Here is a 22281-nt window from a genome sequence, read left to right as displayed (position 1 = left end):
ATCTGACATTTCAAAAGAAACAGTTCCAAACATTTTAACATGTCAAGGTGGTGCCTTATGGACGATTTTATCTTTCTATTAACAGAAAAAGAGGCAAAATATAAGCAAGTGTACCAGCAAATTAAAGCACTTATTATGCAAGGTTCACTTCAAACAGATGATTCCCTGCCCTCTATACGAAAACTTGCAGATACTTTACAGGTCAGTCGTAATACTACATTAACCGCTTATGAACAGCTTGTAGCAGAAGGATATATACGTGGGGAGGGACGAAAAGGCTATTTCGTCAATGCACTAGAGCAGGTTTTTCTAAAGGAGCAGGAACAGCCCCCTACGACACAGCCAAAAAAGAAGGCTGCATCCTATCTTGTAGATTTTCGCGCTGGGGCTGTCGATCAGCAATATTTTCCCATGAAAACATGGCGCCAAATTGCCAATCAAGTATTACAGGAATCAACCTGTTACGAATATGGAGAACTGTTTGGAGAATCAGTGCTAAAGGAGCAGCTTGTGCAATATTTACTGCAAGCAAGAGGGGTTTATACAACGAGCGACAATATCGTTATTGGTAGTAGCACACAGCAAATGCTCTTGTATCTTGGATTTTTACTAAAAGAATCTTTCCCAAGCATTCTTTTGGAAGACCCTGGCTATGATGGTGCACGGGAAGCCTTCCAGTTACATCACTTCGAAATAGAGTCACTACCTGTAATGGAAACAGGAGCTCAACTTGACATACTCCAAAACTGTCAATCACGCTTAATGTATGTCACCCCGTCACATCATTTCCCATACGGTGTGTCCATGTCTATTCAGCAGCGACAGACCTTAATACAATGGGCTCAACAAGTCGATGGTTATATTCTAGAGGATGATTATGATGGAGAGTTTCGCTATACGCAACAGCCATTTCCTGCCCTTGCTTCCATCGACTCATCAAGGGTAATCTATCTCGGCACCTTCTCTAAATCGTTTTTACCAGGTGTGCGTTTAAGCTATATGGTGCTACCAAATGCACTTGTTCAGCCCTATAAAGAGCGTTTTGCTCATTTTGAACAAAATGCTTCGTCCCTCCATCAACGCACAATGGCCCAATTTATGGCGCAGGGGGAATGGACACGCCATATTAAACGAATGCGTTTGACCTATAAACAAAAAATGCAGCACCTTGTACAGGAGCTACAACGACATTTTGGTCAGCAAATAACCGTGTTAGGTGAGCAATCAGGACTCTATGTATTAGTGAAGATAAAGTCTCCACTTTCTGAGCAGCAGCTGATCCAACAGGCGGCGACTTACGGTGTGAAGGTTTATCCGACAAGCCCCTTTTTTATCCATCAAAAAAATGAGGAACCAATGCTGCAATTAGGCTTTAGTAAATTAGCGTTGGAAGAAATCAAGCTGGGCATCGAGCTGTTAAAAGAGGCGTGGCAGCCATAACCTTCAACGTTACGGCTCTTACCATACCACTTAAAAATAATCAATAAATGTTGGGATACCTACTGGTAAAACCGCCTCGAGCAATGCAATTTCCTCTGTACGTCCCTGTAATCGTTCAATTCGTTCTAAATAGGTTGGACGTTTGTAGCCTAACAGCATAGTAGCCAGTGTTTGCACTGTTAAATGCACAGCATTCATGTCCAACGTCTCACTTACCTTCTGCACAGAAAGGTTTCCATCTTTCATTTTAATGATGTAGGTGCCATTATTCCACGCCACAGTGCGATCACTGACAGCTAGCTGAAGCTCGAAATTCTGACCAATAAATGGATAGCGCAGTAAAAATTCTTTGACATCGACGATTCTTGCCATGAAATAAGGCGATACCTTTTGAATGATCTCACTGTCCTCTAATAGAAAGGCTACCGCTTCATTACCGGTTGTTTTCCCGTAGACATTGTAGACCATCGAGCTGTGAGCCGAGACGAAATTCCATAAACCTTTACGAGCCTCTTCCTGCAAATAGACGATTTCATCAATGTAATAATTTTCCTCCATAATACGATAGAACATGTAGCCCTGTGCCACATCTTCTTCATCATAGTAGACCGCTGCCTGAAGGTTCACATCACTATCTATAAATTTCTCCTCCCAGAAATCCTCCTGAAACTTCTCGTTCCAGGCAATACTATTGCGCACCATTACCCCATGCGTTTTCTGCGCATAGCGTGCGTAGATAGCCACCACATCCTCATGCTTCGGATCAACTCGGCGAATTTTCCCATTAAGCCCTGCATAATGTGGAAGCTGTGTATCCTTCACTTGAAATTCCACAATATCACTCATAATTTCCCATCCCTTTTTGCGGTAATAAGGGATAGAATATGGAAATAAATAGGATATATAATGTCCTTCATTTCGCATACTTTGCAGACTTTCAATTATCAAACTCTCCATTAAGCCATGTCCCGAATATTCAGGGTATGTCCCAACTGCTGTGATGCCACCCATTTCATAAATCTTGCCATGCACATTCACCTCAAAAGGCAAACTTAAAATTTGCGATACAAGCTGTGAACCATCAAACCACCCGATAGCATGCCCTTCATTAAATTGCCTACTCTTAGCATTCACAAAGCGACGATCCTTGTGAATGGACATTGACATTTGAAAGACATAATTCAGTAAATCAATGGACTGTGCCATTTCATCCAATCGAATTTCTCGCATGATTAAGCCTTTTCGTTGATTCATGATTCCCTCTCCTCATCAAATAACTCTCTTAATATCGACTGTGGTGCATCTAAAAAACGTTTGGTCACAATATAATGAATGGTATCCTCATAGCGAATGGATTCAATTTCTCCTTGATCAAAACTATAAATCGTTGCATTCGGATAGCCAAGCAAAATGGGTGAGTGTGTAGCAATAATAAATTGTGCCTCATGCTCAAGGTCCTTGATTATTTTCAGCAAGCTCAGCTGCCTCGTTGGTGACAATGCCGCCTCAGGCTCATCCAATAAATAAATGGCTTTACCCTTAAAACGATTCATAAATAACGCAAGAAAGGATTCACCATGAGATTGATGGTGTAGTGATTTCCCACCAAAAGCAGCATATTTGTTTGGATGGCGCTCTAACAAATCAATATGACTGGCAAATTGATAAAATGTTTCAGATCGAAGAAAAAACCCATTCGATATTTTTGGCAGCCACGACAAACGGATATATTCCCCCAATGAAGATTCCGCCTTATGTACTTCATATAAATTTTGACGACCACCACCAGCCGTATTGAAATCGCAACGATCAGCAATCGCCTCCAGTAATGTTGATTTCCCCGAACCATTTTCCCCAACAAAGAACGTCACATTCGTTGGGAACTCCAGCTCATGCAAATCCTGCAAGCTTGGAATATTAAAAGGATACTCCTGTTTATTGGGAATCGTATCCTGTAACACCTTACATGACTTTAAATACATTTCATTTCCTCCTTACTCTTATTATAGCGAACATCCCTCAAGCTGAAACGTAATCCACCTACCTGTTTGATTGAAATGTTACCTTTTTATGTATCCACCCAAGCCAGCCCAACATAAATAGCCTAAAACAGCTGACGAAGTCCCTACCATTTTCACAACTCGCTATGAGATATTTCCCGAGAAATAAATAAAAAACATGTCGAAAGTTGCAATTACTACCTGTAGTATCATGTCATATTTTTGATTTTTTTATAAAAAAAGTGGACATTGACCTCCTCTCTAACTGATTAAGTGAATGATTTCCCTGCAACATGCAGTAGTGTTTTCCATTGCAATTTTATTTCGCAGTGGCTTGCTGAATAAGCGGGGTGCCTCTCTTTTCGATCACCTTGGAACCCTTTCTGAGCGATTCCATCCACTTTTGGATTACTTTCATTACCTAAATTGATCCGATTCGAAAAAAGGTTCAATACCTATTTCTTTTAATAAGAATTTCCGATGACTTCTTTTATCTACCAAATGTTGTTTAGGTATTAAAATTTCTTCTCTTAATCGCTGAAACAAATTCGGGTTATGCTCTGGAAACCATTCCTCATATCTGATCCCTTGATTTAATTCTATTTTTATTAAAAATAAAACAATATCTTCATACATATAGGGGAATTCTTTCTCTATCTGCTCATGATGTGCTAACAGTGCATAAAGATAATCTTTAAAACGATAAAATCGCTTCTGGTCTAATGGATTGAAGCTCCATTTTTTATTTTCCTCCCACTCTTGTATGGGCTGAAATATCTGAAGAGAACCCGTTTCCCAAGTACCCAGCATACAAGTAAATGCAGCTATAGCGTATTTTCTTGTTTCATCATCTGGATCTCCAAAATATTTATAGTAATCCTCCCGATACTTACTAAAATTTCCGCTAGTATGATAACCCCCAATAGCAAAACCCTCCAACCCTCGTTTTGCTTGTTCAATGATATTATTTGTCATTCTACTTACTCGCCCCTTTTTCTAAATTTTTTTGTCATGGTAGTCTAATAACAATAACCTGTCATAAAATTCCATAGTTATTTTAACATAAATATCCAACAAAAAAATCAACTCACCTCTTAATCAATCTATCGAGGTAAGTTGATCTAAAATTAAATTTCATCAAAATAAATCAGCCTTCTTTACAAAGAACAATTTATTTAACTATATTTTTTAGAAACCACAAACTCAGTAATTGGCATAGTAATCCAAGCAAGTCCTATGACAATAACAAGTGGAATATTCTTAATATCATTTAAAGCGGTTACTCTTTCTGAGATCACTAAAACAATAACCATAAATAACAGTAAAAGATAGTAACTAATTTTTGAACTAACAAGTGTTATATGTTTTTCTAACTCATCTTTTTTTCCTTCATTTACTCCGTTCATTTCTCCCCAAGTAATGGACTGAAATAAAAGACCTATTCCTAAGAATACAAAGAAAATTGTCGCTGCCTCAATCATTTCTTTCGTTATCCATTCATATACACCGTAACTACCAATAGAAACAATAATAACTAAAGAACCGATTAAACTTACCTTTTTTGTAATCGTCACTTTTTCTCATTCCTTCCATATGTAAAAATAAATAATTCTTCTATAGGAGTACTTAAAATATAGGACAAAGTAAAAGCCAATTCCAAACTTGGATCATATTTATTATTTTCAATGGCATTAATGGTCTGCCTCGTCACATTGCATAACTCCGCTAATTTACCTTGTGAGAGGCTATTTTTTTCACGATATACCCTTATTTTATTTTCCATTTCTAACACCACTCCGCTCCTGGCTTGTAAAAGATCTTTTACACCATAATATTAATGTAAGACAAATAAGGTGTCAAACATATTTTACACCCAATTATTTTATTAGCTCTTATCACATAGTTTTATGTATTTTCTATGTAGTGAACCAAAATACTTCAGTTTTAAAAAACTGTACAGACACCTTTCAATTTTTAATTATCTTAAGCATCTATTCCTTGTTCTTCATTCTTTGCTCACCATCTCCAAAGTTCTAACTATTATCCCTCGCTCATAAATTGAGTAACAATCAAAAGTCAGAAGGAGAATCGCGATGTTTGTGACGCATTACTACGAAAACAAGACGTCTGTTTTAAGTCAATTGCTCGTCAAGCTACCTACTGTGGATGAAGATATTCGCATTAAAGGGCGCAAGGCAAAGGTGTTGGAGGTACTTCAAGTTGATGACAACAATTTTCATGTGAAGATATTATTCGAAAAAATCCCTAAAAAGCAGCCTCTTAAAGAGCTTGGAAAGAAAAAGAGATAATCAACTAAAACATGGTTTATTCCCTTAATTTTCGGGAATAAAATAGGTAATGATTGCGAATCATTCACTTTAAATTTCTTCAAGCAAAACCGTTGACTTTTTAATTGATAACAATTATCATTATCAATAGATTATTTCTTTCTCCAAATTGCTTCATTCAGAATCCCCCTCTTTTTTGAATAAGCATGTATCAAACGGATATTCTTACATCAGACTAAGAGTATCCGTTTTTATCTGTACATGAGGAGAACTTTACATACTAAAGGAGCTGTTTTGACATGGATTATCGTATTGAAAAAGACACTATGGGTGAAATTAAAGTACCTGCTAATAAAATTTGGGGCGCGCAAACACAGCGCAGTAAAGAAAATTTCCAAATTGGTACAGAACAAATGCCAATCGAGCTTGTGCAAGCTATGACAATCCTAAAGAAAAGTGCGGCGATTGCGAATAATAAACTAGGCAAACTTTCTGATATTAAAGCAAATGCCATCGTGCAGGCTGCAGATGAAATTTTAAATGGTCAATGGGACGATCAATTTCCTCTTGTGGTTTGGCAAACTGGTAGTGGTACACAATCCAATATGAATGTGAATGAAGTCATTGCTCACCGTGCGAATCAACTATTAGAGGATGCTGGTGAAGCGGACCGTATTCATCCAAATGATGATGTCAATAAATCACAAAGCTCAAATGATACATTCCCAACAGCATTGCATATTGCGGCTGTTTTAAAAGTGGAAGATTATTTATTACCAAGACTACGTTTACTAAAAGCAACTTTGGAAGATAAAGCAGCTCAATTTAAAGACATTATTAAAATTGGTCGTACGCATTTACAGGACGCGACACCTCTCACATTAGGTCAAGAAATTAGTGGCTGGGCAGCCATGCTCTCAAAATCAGAGCATATGATTATCCAAAATATTGACTATATGAAGGAGCTTGCAATTGGTGGAACAGCAGTCGGTACAGGAATCAATGCTCACCCTGAATTTGGTGATCGTGTGGCTGAGGAAATTAGTGAGCTAACAGGCAAACAATTTACATCAGCTACAAATAAATTCCATGCCCTAACGAGTCATGATGAAGCAGTTGTAGCACACGGTGCATTAAAGGCTTTAGCGGCTGATTTAATGAAAATTGCCAATGACGTTCGCTGGCTAGCAAGTGGTCCTCGTTCAGGTATTGGGGAAATTACGATCCCAGAAAACGAACCAGGCTCTTCCATTATGCCAGGTAAAGTAAACCCTACCCAAAGTGAAGCAATGACAATGGTCGTCACGCAAGTAGTTGGAAATGACGCAACGATTGCCTTCGCCGCTTCTCAAGGTAACTTTGAATTAAACGTCTTTAAACCAGTCATCATTTACAACTTCTTACAATCAACTCGCCTATTAGCGGATACAATGAAATCATTTAACGACCATTGTGCAGTAGGCATTGAGCCAAACAAAGAGGTACTCGATCATAATTTACAAAATTCATTAATGCTTGTAACAGCGTTAAACCCATATATTGGCTATGAAAACGCAGCAAAAATCGCAAAACAGGCCCACAAAGAAGGCACGACCTTAAAGGCAGCAGCCATCGCAAGTGGCTTACTTACAGAAGAACAGTTCGATGAATATGTAGACCCAGCAACAATGATTTATCCGAACGTAAAATAATGAAAGCGACCATAAAAAGATTGAGGCTAATGGGCTTCAATCTTTTTTGTTTATGAGAAATATCTTTAGCATGGATGAAAGCAAAATTAAAAGACATGAATCTCGATAGACTATCGAATCCATGCCAAATAGCTTCCTAATGAAAATAATTGTATCTATCCTATGCAGTCACTTCATCGGAGAGTGGTTTATTCTGCCTCCTATGTAATCCATAACTCCATTACAGATGCTTATAACTAGTTAAAATTCTCTCAGCTTATTTTATCCAGCTTTACATTAAACGACAATTCATCGTCAATTAGATTAAACGTATCAGCTTTATCTTGTTTAGATAATTTAGAGATATAATGATAGTAGTTTGGTAATAATTCAAAATCATAATTTAAATAATCTCGTATTAATTGGTCATCTTGAAATTTTGAAACATCCCCGTCTAACAAATCATGTTTTATTAACTCTTTAGTGTTGTTCGTAAAATCAGATACTACGTATGAAAGAATATTGTTCTCATATCGTAAGTTTTCAGAAACACCTGAATAATTTAATAAAGATAGTAATGTCGCATTATTAAAATTCTGTTGGTTAATTAAAGATGAAACCTCCATTAAGTAAATCGATTCAAGGTGGTCATGATAAGGACTTTCAATATCTACTCCATTATACATTGCTTGTTTCTCAAAGGGTCTAATTCTCCCAGTTTTTAATAGTAATAAGTGATTGTGATTGCTTAGATAGATGTTTTTGGAAGTATCTAATCTAAGTAAATTATCTCCGTTTGGAAGTAAAGGATTTAATCGTTTTATCTCTCCTGTTGAAGTGTTTATCAAAAAAATACATTGATAAAAAGGACGTCCATAGTTAATTTCTCTTTTCGTAATAAAATACAACAAATATTGAGGATTAAGGTAAATTAACTTGGAATAATAACTTTCATCCTTAATTTCTTCAGAAGAAAAATAATTATTTAAATTTAATGTGATAGCATGTGTTTGATTAAATGTTTCAAGATTAATTCTATAAAAGTTTATGTTATTTTTTTCTTTTAGACTAAAACAAAATTCATTATTCATAATATCCAAAGCAAACTCGTCATAGCGGGTGTCTAATCGTTGTATATTTTTGAACGTGCCGTTTTTTAAATTAATCTCACAATGCGCAATACTAGCATGTTCTAATAAAATAGCCTCGAACTCTTCTTTAATTTCATTTGTAGGAATTAGTTGTTTATTATTCAAAAATATTCCCCCTTCAATATTGCTAATAAATATTTCACTTTGAGCTTTTACTCCTTTCTGGCCTCTGTATAAAGAAGTTTTTCGAGTTCGTCCACCTTGCTCCCGTCTAATTGGTGTGTGAGCCCATATGTTTCACCCTTGCCATCGTTATTGATGATTACGTTGAGATCGTGAAGTAATTCAGTGAAATACGTAAAACACTTAGTTAATTCTCCATAGGACTCAGCTGTATCAAGACCTTGCTGTTTCTCAACCGATATTACATAATCCAGATGTCCCATCAAAATCTGCAGTACATTTAAATTTTCAAAATCCTTTTGAAGGTCTTCCCCTTGAACCCTAAAATATATCATTTCCTTCGTGAGACGATCTGCCCTTAGATAATATTCGTCTACGTCTGTTGTTTTGTTAATATCTTGGGCATGATAGGCAATCCAAGCTTCCAACGTTGGTTCAATCTCATAGTTATTGAAGCCTTCAGGGGTTGATACATCATTCCAGATTTTCGAAGGGTTTACTGCTGCTACGTGTTTGATTGTTGTTTCTTCTGTTTTTACCTGTTCCCCTTTCGTTTCTCCTTCCTCGGTACAACCTATTAACAATCCACTTATCAATAGTCCTGTCAATACAACATTTACGAGCTTCATCTCTCTCACTCCTCTTTAGAAGGTTAGCCATTTATTATAATAATACCTTACATTAGTTAATTTTTATAATATTTTCCATTTAAAAGTTACGTTTAACATGGCTGATTCTCTATGTATCTCGCAGTAATAGCAAAATTAAAAGCCACCCTCATGATGAGAGCGACTTTCCTAACCTCCTAATATTCACTTTTCAATAGGGAAAAGATAGCGAGATCCACATACTTCCCTTTTTCAAATTCATGTTGCCTCAAAAGACCCTCTTGAGAAAAGTTTAATTTTTCCAATAGTTTGATAGATGCTGTGTTTTCTGGCTCTATTTTTGCTTCGATTTTATTGATTCCCATGGATGTAAAGGCAAAGTGGATGATCGAACTTAAAGCCTCTTGCATCACACCCTTTCCCCAATAGTCAGGGTTTAAATCATAGCCAATTTCTATACGATTATGCTCTTTTTCATAATTCAAATAGCCACATGTGCCAATCACCTTGTTGGTCTGAATTTCCTCGATTACCCATCTTAAGCCTTTTTGTTCTTTAAAAATTTTCTCATACCAATTGATTTCATCAATAGCATCTTCAACTGAAGCAAACAATGGTAATGGCAGGTACTTCACTACATTTTCATTAGAATAAAGTCTCAAAATATCTTGGCCATCATCCATTATCCCTTTTCGTAAAATAAAACGTTCTGTTTCCAATTGAGGAAAAACCGTAAATTCGAATTGTGTATGCATACTACTCCCCTTTTTCACCATTTATTAGCATTTTACTATTGAATAATAACACAAAAATCTCTCATACTCTCTTTTACTGCTATTACAAATCACTCGTTATTATAGTAAATTGATTACAACCAAATGGCACCAACTCCGTCTAATAATTGAAAGGGTGTGGAAGATGCTTGAACATGTGAGAACATCAATAGAAGTTAGCAGTGAATGTAGTAAGGAGGAGAGGCTTGAATGGTTGATGAAGGCATATGGAGATGACATAGCACGTCTTGCCTTTACGTATATGAAGCACAAGCAGCTTTCGGAAGATATTGCGCAAGAAGTGTTTATAAAGTGCTATGAGCATTTAGATAATTTCAGGAATGAATCTTCCTATAAAACATGGTTATATCGAATTACTGTCAATCTATGTAAAGATAAATTAAAAAGCTGGTCTTATAGAAATATTGTTCTGACAGAATTTTTCTCAAAAATTAAGAGTACTAGTCAATCCCCTGAGTTGGAATTAGTCGGACAGGAGGATAAACGATTACTTTCTGAAAAAATCCTTGCTCTACCAATAAGATACCGAGAACTCATTATTTTCTATTATTATGAAGAGCTGTCCTATAACCAAATAGCTGATTTGTTAGATTTGCGTTTACAAACCATTAAGTCTCGACTTCATAGGGCTCGACTTATGCTCAAAAAATCAATGGAAGGGTGCAAGATAAATGAATGATATGTTTAAAAATATAGGCAAGGCATTGGATGACACGGCATTCCAGGACATTCATTTTAATGAGAAACATAAAGAAAAAGTAAGGCAGAGGCTTCGAAAAGATTACAAGAAACAGCCCCAATTCCAATCCATTTTCAATCATTTGTTACCTATAGCAGTCATTGGTTTTTTTCTTATAGGAGCTAGCTATTTTATGGTCACGGAGCTGACAGTACAACCAGTTGATAAGGGAGACCGTTCACAAGAACCTATAATGGAAACTACTCTTTATCATCCCCCGATCCAAGAAGAATTTTACGGGGATATGACGAAAGAGGATGTCGTGAGTAAATTATTAAATTCGATTGATTATTTTCACTCAGCAGCTGGAAAATTTGAAGAACATAAAATTTCTCAAGACGGTTCCACTAGAACATTGGGTGTTACTTATAAAGTAAGTACCAAAAAAGAAGTTGGAGGCTATGAAAAAATAATCGCTTTAGATGATAACACGACGGGAATCAAGAACGATACACAGGAGTACTTTTATAACAACAGAAAGAGCTGGTTAAAATATACAGCACTTTATGGACAAAAAGTTTATACAGTTAATGAAACGAAACAGAAATCAAAACGAGACGTAGTTACTCCTGAGCAAGCTTTTAGTATTGACTTGAAATATCCCCCTATTTCATATAATAAATTGAGAGAAAGACCTTCATTTGGAAGTTCAAGTATGTCGTTATTCGCTTATGAGAAAGCTGCTAGTTATTTAAGAAATATGGAGCATTGGGAGATTGAAAAACAAAATGAAGCGTTGTTAGGTCATAATACAATCGTATTAGCTGGGAAAATGGATGAAACGGTGACAAATAGTGAAAATTTAAAAGGCACGACAGAAGCGTTTCGTTTTTGGGTGGATAAAGATACTGGGATTCTCGTTAAAAGTGAAACATATGACCAAAATGGTGAGCTGACAAGCTATGTTCATCCAGAAAGGCTTGAAGTGAATGTATCTATTGACCCACAAGAATTTATTCCAGACTTAGAGGGCTATCAGCTTCCTAGCAAACAGAAAAAAGATTGAGGCTTATTGCTTCAATCTTTTACTTTATGAAGATTTTAATTTCTCACCATCATCAAACATTTCTCAACTATTTCTACCTCATCTACTGACAGTTGGTCTAACAGAAGTGCCAGTTTTTTCTCATGTTCCTCTCCTTCTTCTCCTATCCAGCAAATGTAGATTTCGCAATAATCTCCTTTGGGAAGGAATTTTTTTAGAAAGTCACATACATGGTGAAAAGTTCTTTTGGCTTTTTCATAGTTATGGGGGGAATACACTTTATTTTCGTTATGCATTTGCCAAATGGGCTCTCCCTTTGTTTCGATTTCATATACATAGGGTGTTGTAAAATGCTTTGCCTGTACAATTTGGCGATTCTCTTTTACCGAGAAAAAATAATTTATGTCAACTTCATTTTCTGTATAGTCATCCTGTATTTCAACTGGAAAATTGAAGCCTATATAGGTTGTCATACTCATATTTTGCTCCTCCTATTAAAAAAACCCTGTAAATGTACAGGGTGTCAGCAACGTAGCTGTTGATAATGTAAATAGACACGCTTTGGAGTTCGTGCTTCTACGAATATTTCTTGCATCACCAATTCCTGGACCACGCTTTGAAGAAATTGCTTGAAGCAAAAAGGCTTCAAACGACGGGTTGTCCGCTTCCTTTTGTGAGGCTTGCTACCGTAGTTGGTCTACCGTGATGGCTGTTGCTTTGATGGTTTGGTGTTGCGGCGGTGTTTTTGGTTCAATATAGAGCGTTGTGTAATACGCATCCGCAATGACAATCACGTAAATAATGAATAGTAATCGTTTTGTTCAATGGTTCAAAAAAATCATTTCTCCCTTTTTTATAGCTGACAACGAAAACTTGTCTACTTATCATACGAGCAATTGATCAAAAGGTTTCAAAAATATTTAAAGGGAGACAAATTTCTGTCTCCCTTACGCCTCTAGGCTTCTGCCACCATCATTTTCCCAGCGATCAATGTCCCAGTGATCCTCATCTTTTTCTCTCAAAATACCCATTGCATTCAATGGAACGAATGACATTTTGTCCCTCACCCTTTTCAAGCGTTCTTCTCTAGTTTATGAAGGGAAAGGGGTTTTCGTTCATCGTAAAATAGGCTTAATTTTAAAGCCTAAGGCAATCGCAGCTCCAATGCAGCTAAAAAGACAGCCTAAGATTAAATAAATACTGAGTGTTGATTCGCCGATGACAACAGACGCAATACCACCAATCACGGGGAATAATGCAACCATATAGCCACTTTTTGCCCCTCCAATTCGTTCGACTAGTTTTAAGTAAAATAACCATGCGAAAAAGGATGCAATAAGAGTTAAATACAAGAGCGCCGATAAGTAGGTAAAGGATTTGGGTATTACGACTGTTTGTCCCTGTAGCCAAACAATGGCACACATGACTGCACTACCCACTGCAAAACCAATGGCATTCGCATAAATCGGGTTGATTTGATGCTTGGCATTTCGGGCAGAGCTTGCATCCCCAATGGCTGTTAGGACAGTCCCTACGAAGGCAATTAACACTCCTTTTAACTCCATATTATGTAAAGATGGATAAATCAGCACCCCCACGCCGATGACGCCTAAAATACCGCCAATTAAAACACGACGATGCAATGGCTCCTTGAGAAATATCCGTAGGGCGATGGGTGTTAGTATGACTTTTAATGAAAAAATTAATGTGACAATAGCAGCCGAGCTCCATATCGTCGCATAATACAGCGCTAAATAGCTGAATGCAAAATTACAAACGCCAAAAACGATGATAAAAGGTACGTCGCCCTGTTGTGGTTTACCCTGTGGCTTCAAGAACCAAGCAAGGATGAAAAATAAAAGGGCTGTCATGACTAAACGATAGGTTAAAGATAATTCTAAACTGACTGGCGTTCCTTGAATTTTGACTGCAATAAAATTAAGACCCCAGACAATCAAACAAAAGATATACATAAAATTTGTCATGCTGTTTTAAATTCCTTCTCCGATGCTATTCCTGCCATCTTCCCATAATGATCGTGTGATAGAACCTGCCATCTGCAAGGCATTTATCATTTTTCAGAATGCCTTCCACTAAAAAGCCCATTTTTTTATAGAGCTGTATCGCTTTCTCATTGGTTTCTAACACTTCTAGTGCTATTTTGCGAATACCATTGGCATCTGCCCAATCAATGGATTCTTGCAGCAAGGCTTTTCCTATGCCATAGCCCCAAAACTCTTTACTGACTCCAACACCAAAGGTTACTTTATGGGCAAGCCTTTTGAGTGGAGAGCCCTCACATCTTGAGAACCCAACGATCCGATCACCGACAACCGCTACTAAACATAAATTTTTTGAGCTTTCGCTATCCTGTTGAATAAGCTGCTCAAAGCCTGCTCGATCAATCAATGCCTCGCCCTGTTCACGATCGAAGTTTTCCGTTTCACCGTCTAATTGCAAGCGTAAATCTGATAAGGCTTGGGCATCTTCGCGTCGGGCACAGCGAATTGTATAGGATAGCTCTTTTATCTGGAGCTCTTTCTGATCAATCAGCATGTTGGAATCCTCCAATTGACTGAATCCGCACAAAACGATTATGCCAAATGGATTCGTGATGTTGAATAATTTGTGGTGCTGCCAGTACATTACTATTTAAGGTGCTATGTGCATCTTCTATTAAAATATTATGATGGTAGCCATGACTAAAAGCACTACGGATTGTTGTATCAAGACAAAACTCTGTTTGAGCACCCGCGAAAATCAATTGGTCGATGTGATGCGCTTGTAAATAAGCTGCAAGCTCCGTTTGATAGAAAGCGTCCCACGTTGTTTTTTGAATCACTTGATCCTCCGCCTGTCTAAGTAATCCATGATACAGTTCCCAGCCTGGTTGACCTAATGCAAAATCCACATCATCTGCGTCTGTATGCTGAATAAAAATAACGGGTACTTCGTTGCGCCGTGCCCATGTAATGGAGGCATTAATATTTTTGATAATAGCTTCACTGTTCCAAAGATTTTGCTGGCCATCTAGAAAGAAAGCCTCCTGTATATCGATAATGATGAGTGCTTGTTTCATCGTATCCTCCTTTGTGCATCAGTAGTAACTTTTTTAATTGTACAGAAAACGATCTTCCATTAAAAGAAAATTTTGCACAACAAAAAGCACCTTTACAACATCGTAAGGTGCCTCAACTATGTAAAGTACCATCTAATACATGCCACTATTAGATGGTGTCATGCGCTCGCATCATTTGATATAGGCTAATGTTTGATAAACTTGGTGAACCGAATGATTAAATGCTTGCTGTTCCTCTTCGTTTAAATGCAATTCAATTACACTTTCAATACCAGCTCCCCCTAAAACAACTGGGACACCGATGCAGGCATTGTCTACTTGATATTCGCCCTGTAAATAAGTAATGATGGGCATTACTTTCCGTTGATCCTTCACAATCGCTTCAATCATTTGGACAATGGCGGCGGCTGGGGCATAGTAAGCACTGCCATTGCCAAGTAGGGCGACAATTTCGCCTCCACCTTTTCGCGTTCGCTCCACTAATTGCTCAATCTGTGCTTGTGGCATTAATTTTTCTAATGGTATTCCTCCGACATACGTATAGCGAACGAGTGGCACCATTTCATCGCCATGTCCACCCAAAACGAAGCTCGATATATCCTCGACAGCAAGCTGAAGAGCCTGTGCGATAAAGGTATTAAAGCGCGCTGTATCTAAAACACCTGATTGTCCCATGACACGATTTTTGGGAAAACCCGTTGTTTCCAGACAAACATAGGTCATGGCATCGACAGGGTTACTTAAGACGATAATATAGCTAGTTGGCGCATAACGTTTGATTTGTTCGCTTACCGAGCGGATGATTGCCGCATTTGTATGAATTAAATCCTGCCGTGTCATGCCAGGCTTTCTTGCAATACCTGCCGTGATAACCACAATATCAGCATGAGCTATTTCCTGATACTTTGAAGTAGCCGTCACCTGTACGTTAAATCTTTCTATTGGTCCAGCTTGGAGAATATCTAATGCCTTCCCTTTCGCAGCATTTTCGAAGTCTGGTAAATCGATAAGCACAATATCCCCGATCTGTTTCTGTGCGACCATTAACGCTACGGTTGCACCTGTATGTCCAGCGCCAATGATGGCGATTTTGGGTCGCCTAAAGCTCATCTGCCTCCCCCTCCTAACAACATAGATTCATCGACTACTTATCTGCCTGCTCATCCTCTACAAGTTTTGTTTGTTGAGGCTTCTGGCGAGTGCTTGTTTTTTTGGCTGCTGCCTCCGTCACTTTTATCGGCTGTGTTTCATCAATAATCGCTGTGAATACTTCATTGGCTGCTCGTGGAATTACATGTGTGCTTAGTAGCTTGCTCGTTCGCGTTGCTGCCGCTTTACCAGCATCAACCGCAGCCTGTACTGCACCAACATCTCCCTCAACAATAATGGTTACGATACCACCGTCTACTAGCTCCTGTTTCACTAATTGGACATTGGCTGCCTTTAGCATGGCGTCTGCAGCTTCAATGGAGCCAATCAAGCCATACGTTTCAATCATTCCTATCGCTTCTGTCACTTTGCTCACCTCACGATTCATCTGTGCCATCTATAATGCCAACAACAATGGCATCAATTGGACAAATACTGGACGTAGAAAAACTTCGTACAGCAGCACTGCCCATTGTTAAAATGACGTTATCTCCAACACCTGCACCTATACGATCTGCCGCAACAATTTGTTCATCACTCAGTTGACCATCCAGCTTTATTGGCTGGATAATGAGTAATTTCAATCCCTGTAGCCCTTCCTCTTTACGTGTTGCCCAGATATTTCCGACCACTGTTCCTATCCGCATGCATCCTCATCCTTTTTCGTGAAACTGAAGTTCAATTTCTAATTTTTCCACGGCCTCCTTCGCCAGTGCCGTCAACCTTGCCTCTTTGGGGACTATCACTGTCTCACCTTGATAACGGCTTACATCATTTGCCGTTATTATCTTGTGGTTAATTTCAATTGGAGGACTGACGAAGTTATTGTAAGGCTCTCCTGCCATCTTGCCTGTTATAATTGTACCCGTTTCACCCTGTTGGATGAAGCCTGCGTTTGCTTCATCTGTATCAATATGCATTTCTAAATGATAGTGATCAGCCACACGAATTTTCACTTGCTCAAAGGTAATGGGACGTCGCCCTTGCACCTTAACGGAGACGTATTGACCGTTCTGAACCCCTAACTGCTGTGCATCAGCAGGTGCCATATGAATATGTGCTTGTGCGATAATGACCCCTTCTTGTAAAATCAAACTTCCTCTAGGTCCTACCAATATACAGCTAGCTGAGCCAGCAATTTCTCCCGATTCACGCAAAGGTGGTTGAATTCCTAGGGCAATGGCATCTGTATGACTAATTTCAATTTGTGTGAAGGTGCGAGCAGGACCTAATACACGTACATTTTGGATGCTTCCTTTTGGTCCCACCACCTGTAGCGTTTCATGAGCTGCAAACTGACCGGGTTGAGCTAACATTTTTTTTACACTCAGCGTAGCACCTTTGCCAAATAGCTGCTCGACATGTTCTTGTTGTAAATGAATATGCCTTGCTGAGATACCTATAGGAATTTCATTGGGTGTAGGAGCTACTTCTTTTTTAGGTAGTAATTCGGCTATGACATCATTAACAATTTTTATTATTGCATGTTCATTCATATAGCCACCTCACTCATTATTGCATTTTTAAAATCGCTTCCAATTCTGCATGTGGTCGCGGAATCACATGTACCGATAATAGCTCTCCAACACGTTGTGCAGCTGCTGCTCCTGCATCTGTTGCGGCTTTCACAGCCCCTACATCCCCACGAACAAGCACCGTGACAATACCGCCACCCACATGAACTTTACCAACAATATTCACATTGGCAGCCTTGACCATTGCATCGGCCGCTTCAATAGAGCCCACTAAGCCCTTAGTTTCAATCATTCCTAATGCGCCTAAATTCATCATGTATCCCTCCTTCTCTTAAAATGCCTCTGCATCTTCAGGTAATGTTTGGCCACCATCAATAATGATCGATTGACCCGTAATAAAGCCTGCCTCCTTACTACTAAGGAACAATGCAGCATACGCTATATCCTCCACACGACCAAGACTGCCAAAGGGAATCGCCTTCGCCATCTTCTGTAGATAGGTTTCACCAAGCCCATCTAAGCCTTCTGTTGCAATATTTCCTGGCAACACGGCATTGACCGTAATATTATAAGGTGCTAATTCAAGAGCCGCAGTCCGCATAAACCCTAATTGAGCTGCCTTACTTGCGGCATAATGTGTCCATCCAGCATAGCCAGTCACCGGACCCGTTATCGACGAGGTAATAATGACCCTGCCAGCATTCGCTTTCTTTAAATGGGGCACGCAAGCCTTGACAGCAAACATCGTTCCTCTGGCATTGACATTTAATACCTGATCCCAATGGTCCGTCGTCATGTCCTCTAGTTTCATCGAGGGAAAAATACCAGCATTGGCACATAAAATATCGATGGAACCAAAAGAGCTAGCAACCTCCGTAGCCATGCTTTCAACAGATTCATAGTTTTCAACATCAACAGTGGCAGCAGAAGCGGAGAATCCTTGCGCTTGTAATTGATTTGCTACATCTGTGGCAGCTTCCATACCTCTTGCTGCAATCACCACATGAGCACCCTGTTCAGCAAATACGGTAGCAATCCCCTTCCCAATTCCTTTACTACCACCAGTAACTATGACAACCTTCCCCGTTAAATCGACCTTCAACTCGTTCCTCCACCTTTCCTTTTATTCATTTTAAGTACTTGGCTTTTTCGCAATTTCTGTTACTAATCCATTCACCGCGATATCTGGCCTTAAAATAGTTGAAGAGGCAATCCATTGGTTGGCTGCTTTAGCTAGTTGTGTACCAATGGCTATCGCTTCCTGAATGGCCGCTGTGTCCCCTTCAATGGCAATGGTTACTAGAGCCAAATCGATGGTTTCTTGTCGAAGTATTCGAATATCCGCTGCTTTAAGCATAGCATCTGCGATTCGTATTGAAATCGCAAGTCCTCTTGTCTCCACAATACCAATCGATTTCATGTAACAACACTCCTGCTAATATCTTTGTATCGTCATCCCTTTTTCCTGAATCATTTCTTGTGCTAGTGCTGTAAGTTTTGTGTGGGCAGGTAGTGTCAGCCGTTGCCCCTTGTACGATTGAAGCATCTCTGCTGTCAAATAGTTTGCCACTATAGTCGAACGAGCCGGTTCCTCTTGCTGCTTTAAAAATCGAATAAGCTGTGCAAATAACTGAATGTCACAGCCAAACTCCTTTAAGCGCTCTATATGATGCAGCAACATTTTCATGTAAGGATTCGGTTCCTTTGCTGTGACAACAGCAGATAATTTTTCATTTGGAATTAAAATTGCTGTTTGATTGCTAACCAGCAACTCAGACAGGTACAAGGCTGCCGGTGTAGTAGGCAAGCCTTGGGCACTGCTGACGATAAATGCTTGATCCACTTCGAGAAAAACAATAGCATCGTAGAATAGCTGAGTGGGACTTGTGGTTTCATTTGCCTGCCACTCCTCAACATGGCAATAGCTTTGTAATAAGTCCACCTGTTTCTTAGAAATGGTCGTATGAGAATGGACAAGCAAAAGTCTTTTATGCTTTTTATCCATCATCGATATGACTACTTCTTCGATGATTCTCTGTAATTCTTTTATATCCATACCTGTCACTCCATTTTGATAAGCTTGCCAATTGTATGCTGTTGAAGAGCGGCGGCATTCGCTTCATCTGTATCTACATGCATCTCAAGGACGAATGCTGAGGAGACACGCACAACCACATTCATTAATCGGAGCTGACGTCCATCCCCACAGATTTCAACCGTCACGATTTCCTTATCTTGGACATTGAAGGCAGCAGCATTGGATACAGCCATATGAATATGTGCTTGTGCAATAATCAATCCTTGTGTTTTATGGAGAGTTCCATGAGGTCCAATCAATGTGATTGATTCAGATTTTTCTAAGTCGCCTGACATACGAATCGGTGGTGTTACACCAAGCTTGATGGCATCCGTTTGACTGATTTCGACTTGGGTTGCAGTGCGAAATGGGCCTAAAACCCGAACCTTGTCAATTTGGCCTTTGGGTCCCTTAATCGTTAGAACATGCTGTGAAGCAAATTGACCTGGCTGGGAAAGTTCCTTCCATTTCTGTAAAGCTGCGTCTCTACCAAATAAATAATAGAAATCCTCCTCATTAACATGACAATGACGGGCAGAAATCGCAATCGGGATACTTTGATTTGTAACTTCAGTGGCATGTATTTGATTGTTTGTCATCACAATCCCTCACTTTTCACTTAGGTAAAATTGCGTATAATTCTGAATGAGGGCGTGGAATAACATGTACCGATAATAGCTCACCTACCCGACGTGCGGCCTCAGAGCCTGCATCCGTCGCTGCCTTGACTGCCCCGACATCACCTGTCACCAGCACCGTCACAATGCCGCCACCAACATGTACTTTCCCTACAATATTGACGTTTGCTGCCTTTACCATGGCATCTGCCGCCTCAATTGATCCGATTAAGCCTCTTGTTTCAATCATGCCTAAAGCTCCATTTATCTCTACGCTCATTTCCTTTTCCTCCTCTAATTACTTAGCTTTGTGAGTACTTCCTCTACAATCTTTTCAATGGACAACCTGTCAATAGACACCCCTTCAATTGCTTGCATCGCTGGAGCCTGTATATTTTGTGGATGCTTTGGGGGTGGAATCGTTAGTGCCTTCACACCATAGGCCACTCTTTTTTTATTTAATAAATGATGTGCAGAAATATTATCACTCGTAATATTTCCCCCATAGGCCCCACAGCCCAATGTAAAGGAAGGCGTTAAACTTGTCGTACCGCCTGCAGCCCCAACAGATGCTAAAGTATTGACTACTATTCTGGACACGGGCATTTGAGCGGCAAACTGCTTAACAAAATGTTCGTCCTGTGCATGAATAGCCAGGCTATGTCCTCTCCCTCCAACGTCAAGCAAGCGACGGCAAATCTTTACGGCTTCTTCCTGCGAACGAGCCGTATAAAGACCTAGGATGGGAGAAAGCTTCTCCATGGAAAATGGATACTCCTTCCCAATCTGATGTTCCTCCGCGACTAATACGCGTGTATGTCGAGGGACATCAATATTAGCCATTTGGGCTATTACGGTTGCTGGCTTCCCGACAATTTGGCTATTTAATGTACGAGCTACTGGTGAAATCACCTTTGCTAATTTTTCCTTGTCCTGCCCACTTAGAAGGATGGCCCCATTTTCTGCTAAAGCAGCCATCACCTGTGCTTTGACCTCCTGATGTACGACAATAGCTTGTTCTGTGGCACAGATCGTACTATTATCAAATGATTTACTATCGATAATTTGCTTCATTGCCTCGTTCACATTTGCTGTGCGATCAATATAGACAGGAACATTCCCAGGGCCAACACCATAGGCTGGTTTCCCTGAGCTATAGGCAGCTTTGACAAGCCCTGCTCCACCAGTTGCTAAAATTAGCTGTACATCACGATGATGCATAAGTTCCTCTGTTCCTTTTATTGTTGGATGGCTAATCCATTGAATAAGTCCCTCTGGCGCCCCTGCACGAACGGCTGCCTGCTGACAAATTTTCAATGCCTCGATGGTGCAGTTGACTGCTGTTGGATGAGGACTAAAGACAATGGCATTTTGCGACTTTAAGGCAATTAGCGTTTTAAAAATGGCTGTAGCAGTCGGGTTCGTGACAGGTGTAATTGCCGCAATAACACCGAATGGATAAGCAATTTCCACCTGCCTTGCTACCCTATCCTCATGTATAATGCCGATTGTCTTTTCATGCCGAATGGCTTCATAGACACCTTGAGAAGCCAACTCATTTTTTATTTTTTTATGTTCAATAATGCCCATCTTTGTTTCCGTAACAGCTAATACAGCAAGATTTTCTGCCTGTTTATAAGCAGCTTGGGCAATGGCCTCTACAATTCGATCGACCTGCTCTTGCGTAAAGCTGGCATACATTTTTTGCGCAATCGAAGCGGCTGCTATTCCGTCTCTTGCCTCTTGTATCGAAACCAAATCGTGGTCTCTCACCATATGACGAACCTCCCGTCATGTAAATTTTTTTAGGGCAATTAAGTCGCTCGAATTAGCTACAGAGACAGTGCCTGATGATTGCTGGTGCAGACTTTGCCAATGCTGTAATTCATGCGTAGATAATGCTACATATGCTGGGGCAGTTGTTTGCTGCGTCTGATGTTGGTTTTCTTTTATTAATCGAAATGATTGCCATTCCTGTAATTCATCATTTGATAACGTTTTAGAAGCTTGTTCAGGCTGAGAGCCTTGCGTTAGTTTTTCCAATACCAATTCAGTAATCTTGGCAATTAGCTGATTGTCCATATGC

29 protein-coding genes are annotated in these 22281 nt (G+C 39.4%); 5 read left to right on the top strand and 24 right to left on the bottom strand.

Annotated features, from left to right (window positions below; translation table 11 throughout):
• Positions 1-57 precede the first annotated feature (57 nt).
• Positions 58-1440 carry a MocR-like pyridoxine biosynthesis transcription factor PdxR gene (pdxR, locus tag NYE73_RS10430; protein ID WP_259948923.1) on the top strand — a complete coding sequence of 461 codons (1383 nt, stop codon included), beginning with the start codon at positions 58-60 and terminating at the stop codon, positions 1438-1440.
• Positions 1441-1470: 30 nt separating this feature from the next.
• Here the strand turns inward: pdxR and NYE73_RS10425 are convergent, their stop codons facing one another.
• The 5 genes from NYE73_RS10425 to NYE73_RS10405 form a co-directional block, all read right to left on the bottom strand.
• A complete protein-coding gene (locus tag NYE73_RS10425) occupies positions 1471-2694 on the bottom strand; it encodes a GNAT family N-acetyltransferase (RefSeq protein WP_259419067.1) in 1224 nt (407 codons plus the stop codon).
• On the bottom strand, positions 2691-3422 hold the full coding sequence (locus tag NYE73_RS10420) for an AAA family ATPase (protein ID WP_048390527.1): 732 nt from the start codon (positions 3420-3422) through the stop codon (positions 2691-2693). Before NYE73_RS10420 ends, NYE73_RS10425 begins: the two co-directional genes overlap by 4 nt.
• Before the next feature lie 435 nt (positions 3423-3857).
• Complete coding sequence (locus tag NYE73_RS10415) at positions 3858-4415, bottom strand: hypothetical protein (protein ID WP_259948919.1); 558 nt, start codon at positions 4413-4415, stop codon at positions 3858-3860.
• A 200-nt stretch (positions 4416-4615) separates the two neighbouring features.
• A complete protein-coding gene (locus NYE73_RS10410) occupies positions 4616-5014 on the bottom strand; it encodes a hypothetical protein (protein ID WP_103117896.1) in 399 nt (132 codons plus the stop codon).
• Entirely contained in the window at positions 5011-5223 is a 213-nt protein-coding gene (locus NYE73_RS10405) for a helix-turn-helix transcriptional regulator (RefSeq protein ID WP_103119066.1), read from the bottom strand. The genes NYE73_RS10410 and NYE73_RS10405 overlap by 4 nt, the downstream gene beginning before the upstream one ends.
• Before the next feature lie 310 nt (positions 5224-5533).
• Here NYE73_RS10405 and NYE73_RS10400 point away from each other — a divergent pair, with 310 nt between their 5' ends.
• Positions 5534-5749 carry a hypothetical protein gene (locus NYE73_RS10400; protein ID WP_259948915.1) on the top strand — a complete coding sequence of 72 codons (216 nt, stop codon included), beginning with the start codon at positions 5534-5536 and terminating at the stop codon, positions 5747-5749.
• 278 nt (positions 5750-6027) lie between these two features.
• Positions 6028-7419, top strand: coding sequence for a class II fumarate hydratase (gene fumC / locus NYE73_RS10395; RefSeq protein ID WP_066037483.1), 1392 nt, complete (start codon positions 6028-6030; stop codon positions 7417-7419).
• Positions 7420-7670: 251 nt separating this feature from the next.
• On the opposite strand, the gene NYE73_RS10390 is transcribed toward fumC, so the two are convergent.
• The 3 genes from NYE73_RS10390 to NYE73_RS10380 all read right to left on the bottom strand — a co-directional run bounded on the left by NYE73_RS10390 (position 7671) and on the right by NYE73_RS10380 (position 10035).
• On the bottom strand, positions 7671-8654 hold the full coding sequence (locus tag NYE73_RS10390) for a hypothetical protein (RefSeq protein WP_066037482.1): 984 nt from the start codon (positions 8652-8654) through the stop codon (positions 7671-7673).
• Between the two features lie 47 nt (positions 8655-8701).
• On the bottom strand, positions 8702-9301 hold the full coding sequence (locus NYE73_RS10385) for a hypothetical protein (RefSeq protein ID WP_054550937.1): 600 nt from the start codon (positions 9299-9301) through the stop codon (positions 8702-8704).
• A 176-nt stretch (positions 9302-9477) separates the two neighbouring features.
• The gene (locus tag NYE73_RS10380) at positions 9478-10035 is read right to left on the bottom strand and encodes a GNAT family N-acetyltransferase (protein ID WP_048390456.1); all 558 of its coding nucleotides are present in this window, start codon (positions 10033-10035) and stop codon (positions 9478-9480) included.
• A gap of 163 nt (positions 10036-10198) precedes the next feature.
• Here NYE73_RS10380 and NYE73_RS10375 point away from each other — a divergent pair, with 163 nt between their 5' ends.
• Positions 10199-10753 (top strand): sigma-70 family RNA polymerase sigma factor, encoded by a 555-nt coding sequence (locus tag NYE73_RS10375; protein ID WP_066037481.1) that lies wholly within the window; start codon positions 10199-10201, stop codon positions 10751-10753.
• On the top strand, positions 10746-11819 hold the full coding sequence (locus tag NYE73_RS10370; RefSeq protein ID WP_066037480.1) for a hypothetical protein: 1074 nt from the start codon (positions 10746-10748) through the stop codon (positions 11817-11819). The genes NYE73_RS10375 and NYE73_RS10370 overlap by 8 nt, the downstream gene beginning before the upstream one ends.
• Before the next feature lie 35 nt (positions 11820-11854).
• Here NYE73_RS10370 and NYE73_RS10365 read toward each other — a convergent pair whose 3' ends face one another.
• The 16 genes from NYE73_RS10365 to NYE73_RS10290 form a co-directional block, all read right to left on the bottom strand.
• Entirely contained in the window at positions 11855-12277 is a 423-nt protein-coding gene (locus NYE73_RS10365) for a hypothetical protein (RefSeq protein WP_054550934.1), read from the bottom strand.
• Between the two features lie 636 nt (positions 12278-12913).
• On the bottom strand, positions 12914-13783 hold the full coding sequence (locus NYE73_RS10360; RefSeq protein WP_004228976.1) for a DMT family transporter: 870 nt from the start codon (positions 13781-13783) through the stop codon (positions 12914-12916).
• Between the two features lie 25 nt (positions 13784-13808).
• Positions 13809-14354, bottom strand: a complete 546-nt coding sequence (locus NYE73_RS10355; RefSeq protein ID WP_066037479.1) for a GNAT family N-acetyltransferase — start codon at positions 14352-14354, stop codon at positions 13809-13811.
• On the bottom strand, positions 14344-14877 hold the full coding sequence (locus tag NYE73_RS10350; protein WP_066037478.1) for a cysteine hydrolase family protein: 534 nt from the start codon (positions 14875-14877) through the stop codon (positions 14344-14346). The genes NYE73_RS10355 and NYE73_RS10350 overlap by 11 nt, the downstream gene beginning before the upstream one ends.
• A 171-nt stretch (positions 14878-15048) precedes the next feature.
• The gene (gene mdh, locus NYE73_RS10345; protein WP_066037477.1) at positions 15049-15987 is read right to left on the bottom strand and encodes a malate dehydrogenase; all 939 of its coding nucleotides are present in this window, start codon (positions 15985-15987) and stop codon (positions 15049-15051) included.
• 34 nt (positions 15988-16021) lie between these two features.
• On the bottom strand, positions 16022-16393 hold the full coding sequence (locus NYE73_RS10340) for a BMC domain-containing protein (RefSeq protein WP_340815497.1): 372 nt from the start codon (positions 16391-16393) through the stop codon (positions 16022-16024).
• 10 nt (positions 16394-16403) lie between these two features.
• On the bottom strand, positions 16404-16673 hold the full coding sequence (locus NYE73_RS10335; protein ID WP_016995124.1) for a EutN/CcmL family microcompartment protein: 270 nt from the start codon (positions 16671-16673) through the stop codon (positions 16404-16406).
• A 6-nt stretch (positions 16674-16679) separates the two neighbouring features.
• Entirely contained in the window at positions 16680-17522 is an 843-nt protein-coding gene (gene pduL, locus NYE73_RS10330; protein WP_259948906.1) for a phosphate propanoyltransferase, read from the bottom strand.
• Positions 17523-17538: 16 nt separating this feature from the next.
• A complete protein-coding gene (locus tag NYE73_RS10325) occupies positions 17539-17814 on the bottom strand; it encodes a BMC domain-containing protein (RefSeq protein WP_048390439.1) in 276 nt (91 codons plus the stop codon).
• Positions 17815-17832: 18 nt separating this feature from the next.
• Positions 17833-18603, bottom strand: a complete 771-nt coding sequence (fabG, locus tag NYE73_RS10320) for a 3-oxoacyl-ACP reductase FabG (RefSeq protein ID WP_259948904.1) — start codon at positions 18601-18603, stop codon at positions 17833-17835.
• Positions 18604-18633: 30 nt separating this feature from the next.
• Positions 18634-18921, bottom strand: a complete 288-nt coding sequence (locus tag NYE73_RS10315) for a BMC domain-containing protein (protein ID WP_112117869.1) — start codon at positions 18919-18921, stop codon at positions 18634-18636.
• A 15-nt stretch (positions 18922-18936) separates the two neighbouring features.
• A complete protein-coding gene (locus NYE73_RS10310; protein WP_259948902.1) occupies positions 18937-19557 on the bottom strand; it encodes a hypothetical protein in 621 nt (206 codons plus the stop codon).
• A gap of 5 nt (positions 19558-19562) precedes the next feature.
• A complete protein-coding gene (gene pduL / locus NYE73_RS10305) occupies positions 19563-20177 on the bottom strand; it encodes a phosphate propanoyltransferase (RefSeq protein ID WP_259419072.1) in 615 nt (204 codons plus the stop codon).
• Positions 20178-20193: 16 nt separating this feature from the next.
• Positions 20194-20475: a BMC domain-containing protein gene (locus tag NYE73_RS10300; RefSeq protein ID WP_004229005.1), complete on the bottom strand. Its 282-nt coding sequence runs from the start codon at positions 20473-20475 to the stop codon at positions 20194-20196.
• A 14-nt stretch (positions 20476-20489) separates the two neighbouring features.
• Positions 20490-21971, bottom strand: coding sequence for an aldehyde dehydrogenase family protein (locus tag NYE73_RS10295; RefSeq protein ID WP_259948899.1), 1482 nt, complete (start codon positions 21969-21971; stop codon positions 20490-20492).
• 15 nt (positions 21972-21986) lie between these two features.
• Positions 21987-22277, bottom strand: a complete 291-nt coding sequence (locus NYE73_RS10290) for a hypothetical protein (protein WP_112117865.1) — start codon at positions 22275-22277, stop codon at positions 21987-21989.
• Between the last annotated feature and the right edge of the window lie 4 nt (positions 22278-22281).

Origin of the sequence: Lysinibacillus sp. FSL K6-0102, from assembly GCF_038003545.1 — a bacterium.
Classification (GTDB): Bacteria; Bacillota; Bacilli; order Bacillales_A; family Planococcaceae; genus Lysinibacillus; species Lysinibacillus capsici.
This window is presented reverse-complemented; position numbering and strand designations above follow the sequence as displayed.